The 3,876-nt window shown below is 41.4% G+C and carries 2 protein-coding genes; both read left to right on the forward strand.

Annotated elements, in window-relative coordinates; genetic code table 11:
* Nucleotides 1-219 precede the first annotated feature (219 nt).
* Complete coding sequence (locus RTR63_RS11595; RefSeq protein WP_036600750.1) at nucleotides 220-783, forward strand: recombinase family protein; 564 nt, start codon at nucleotides 220-222, stop codon at nucleotides 781-783.
* Nucleotides 784-807: 24 nt separating this feature from the next.
* A complete protein-coding gene (locus RTR63_RS11600) occupies nucleotides 808-3,771 on the forward strand; it encodes a Tn3 family transposase (protein ID WP_036600749.1) in 2,964 nt (987 codons plus the stop codon).
* The last annotated feature ends 105 nt before the right edge of the window (nucleotides 3,772-3,876 follow it).

Genomic DNA, 3,876 nt, shown 5'->3' on the forward strand with positions numbered 1-3,876 from the left:
TGGGGTCAGCACAGAAAACGGAAAAAATAGGGCGGTAAGGAATTTTGTCGAGTATTTTTAAGCGTTTTTCAACTGTCTAAAAAACCAGGGTTTAATAGACAGTTTATTTTCACCCATTTTTAATGGCTATCCTAGCAATTTTTTGTATATTAACTCATTTATAAAATAGCGTATAATAAAGCCTTATATTTTGCTTTATAAACACCTATAAAGGCACTTATGAAAATCGGCTATGCTCGCACATCGACGCTTGACCAACACCTTGATTTACAATTGGATGCACTAACAAACTGCGGTTGTGAAAAAATCTTTCAAGAGAAAATATCTTCAGTAAAAGACAAACGTCCTCAACTGGAAAACTGTCTTCAAGCGTTGCGAAATGGTGATACGCTATACATCTGGCGACTTGATAGACTGGGTCGTAGTCTTAAAGATTTAATCACTATCGTCAATCAACTGCAAGAAATTGGCTGTGAGCTAGTTTCCATCAAAGAAAGCATTGATACCAGTACCACATCAGGCAAACTCACCTTTCACTTGTTTGCATCCCTTGCTGAATTTGAGCGAGAGTTGATTCGAGAACGTACCCAAGCAGGTTTAAGCTCAGCTCGTGCTCGGGGTCGCTTAGGCGGACGACCTGAAAAACTCACCGATGATGAAAAACAAATGATTCGCCAGCTGATGAGCGACCGTCATACCTCAGCGACTAATATTGCCAAACAATTTGGGGTCAGTCGAGCCACAATCTATAAAGTTGCCAAAGGTGTGAAATTCATCAATTAATCATTTTAGCAAAGGTTGTTTGCTATGCCCCGTCGCTCCATTTTATCTGCTAGTGAAAAACAATCACTCATTGCTCTACCTGACAATCAAGCAGAATTTATTCGTTGTTACAGCTTAAGCGAAGCGGATATATCTATCATCAAACAACGTCGTGGCGATGCGAACAGACTGGGGTTTGCTATCCAGCTTTGTTATATGCGGTATCCTGGGATAGTATTAGGACCTAATGAATCCCCAGATTCAGACTTGCTAAATTTTACCAGTCAGCAATTAGGCATTACTCAAGATAGCTGGAATGATTATAGTTTTAGAGAAAAAACCAGAAGAGAGCACATTTTAGAGTTACAGCAATTATTTGGCTTTATCAGCTATGCCCACCTCAATGATGAGCAATATGTCAATTATCTCACCACACTGGCAATTGACACCGATAAAGGCGTTATTCTTGCCGAACATCTCATCAGTTATTTGCGTTCACAGCGAATACTACTGCCTGCAATCAACGCCATTGAGCAAATCTGTGCCGAAGCCATTACCCAGGCAAATAAAACCATCTATTCTCGACTAACAGATGATTTAAGCCAAAACCATGTAGAGAAACTCGATGCGTTGCTTCAAATCAGAAATGGGACCAATCTCACTAATCTTGGTTGGTTACGTCAATCTCCACTTAAACCCAATTCTCGGCATATGCTTTCTCACATTGACAGGCTTCAATACTGCCTCGATATAAACTTACCTGACGGTATTGAGCGCCGCATTCACCAAAATCGCTTGCTAAAAATTGCCCGAGAAGGTGGTCAAATGCAAGCGGCTGACCTTGCTAAATTTGAATCCAAACGGCGGTATGCCACCCTAGTTGCCTTGGTTAGTGAAAGCAAAGCCACCATTATCGATGAAATTATTGATTTGCATGACCGTATCATTGGTAAAATCTTTAACAAAGCCAAAAACAAACATCAGCAAGTTTTTAGTGCATCTGGCAAATCCATCAATGAAAAAGTTGAACTTTATACCCGTATTGGTAAAGCTTTAATCCAAGCGAAGCAACAAAATATCGACCCATTTGATGCGATTGAAAACATCATTTCATGGGAAGCGTTTACCCAAAGTGTTGATGATGCCGAAAGTCTCGTTCAGCCCAATGACTTTGACTTTCTGCCAAGAATCAATGACAGTTACCAAACCATTCGCCGTTATGCACCCGCCATGCTAGACATTCTGCCATTGCAAGCCACCTCAAGCTCAAACAGCTTAATGCAAGCCATTGAGGTATTGCGAACAATGAATAAAGCTGAGAGTCGCAAGCTACCTGATAACCCACCCACCAAATTTATTAAGAAACGCTGGCACAAGCTGATTCACACAGATAATGATATCGACGTACGATATTATGAATTATGCGTACTCTCCGAACTAAAAAACGCCTTACGTTCAGGGGATATTTGGGTACAAGGGTCACGGCAGTTTAAAGCCTTTGATGACTATCTAATAACCAAGGATGAGTTTCAAAAAATACCACAAGGTGAGCTACCCGTTGCTATCAATCCCTATTATCTATCTTATCAGAATCAACGTTTAACGTTACTTGTAGAACAGCTCAAAACAACCAATAAGCTTGCTAAAGCTGATAACCTACCAGAGGCAAGCATTACCAGCTCAGGCTTAAAAATCACCCCACTCGATGCCGTATTTCCAGAGTCGGCTCAAATACTGATAACCCAAGTTGCCAGTATGCTCCCACATATCAAAATCACTGAATTACTGCTTGAGGTTGATGAATGGATAGGGTTTAGTGATGAGTTTATTCATTTAAAGCGTGAAAGTTCAATCCAAGACAAACATTTACTACTAACTGCCATTTTAAGCGATGGTATTAATCTTGGATTAAAGAAAATGGCAGAATCCTGTCCTAGCACGACCCATTCTAAGTTGTCATGGCTACAGGCATGGTACATTCGGGATGAAACTTATACTGCCGCTTTAGCCGTGCTGACCAACGCTCAATTAAATCAACCATTTGCCCAATATTGGGGCGATGGTACAACATCATCATCGGATGGACAACGCTTTAAAACAGGTGGCAGGGGACAAAATATGGGACATATTAATCCTAAATACGGTTCAGAGCCAGGGCGATTGATTTACACCCACGTATCTGACCAATACAGCCCATTTCACAGCAAGCTTGTGAATGTCGGTATTCGTGAATCAACCTATGTGTTAGATGGTTTGCTGTATCATCAATCAGATTTGAAAGTCGATGAACATTACACGGATACCGCAGGCTTTACTGACCATGTGTTTGCGTTAATGCACTTGCTAGGATTCAAATTTGCCCCTCGTATTCGAGATTTAGGTGACACCAAACTATTTATTCCCAAAGGTGATAACCCGTATCAAGCCTTAAAACCTATGCTCGGTGGGACAATCAACATCCAATTGATTAAAGAGCACTGGTCCGATATTTTACGATTAGCGACCTCAATTAAACAAGGAACGGTGACTGCGTCTCTTATCTTGCGTAAGCTTGGCAGTTATCCAAGACAAAATGGTTTGGCTTTAGCGTTGCGTGAAGTGGGGCGTATTGAACGCACTTTGTTTATTTTAGATTGGTTACAGCATAAAGAATTGCGTCGCCGTGTCCAAGCAGGATTAAACAAAGGCGAAGCCCGTAATGCGTTAGCCCGAGCGGTATTCTTTAATCGTTTAGGGGAGATTCGTGACCGTAGTTTCGAGCAACAACGTTATCGAGCCAGTGGCTTAAATTTACTAACGGCAGCCATTGTGCTATGGAATACAGTATATATCGAGCGGGCGGTAAATGCGTTGCGAGAGCAAGGTCAAGAAATTGATGATGACTACCTTCAGTACCTGTCGCCACTGGGCTGGGAGCATATCAATCTGACGGGTGATTACCTTTGGAAAAGTAATGTGAAAGTTGGAAATGGGAAGTTTAGACCGCTTAGGCGACCTGATGAAGTCTAAACTCATTTAAAGATACTCAAAGGCAATAAGTGGTTGTTTTAGAATGGGTTAAAACTCGACAAAATTCCTTACCGCCCTATTTTTTCCGTTTTCTGTACTGACCCC

Source organism: Moraxella sp. CTOTU47724 (assembly GCF_032014955.1).
Lineage (GTDB): Bacteria > Pseudomonadota > Gammaproteobacteria > Pseudomonadales > Moraxellaceae > Faucicola > Faucicola tetraodonis.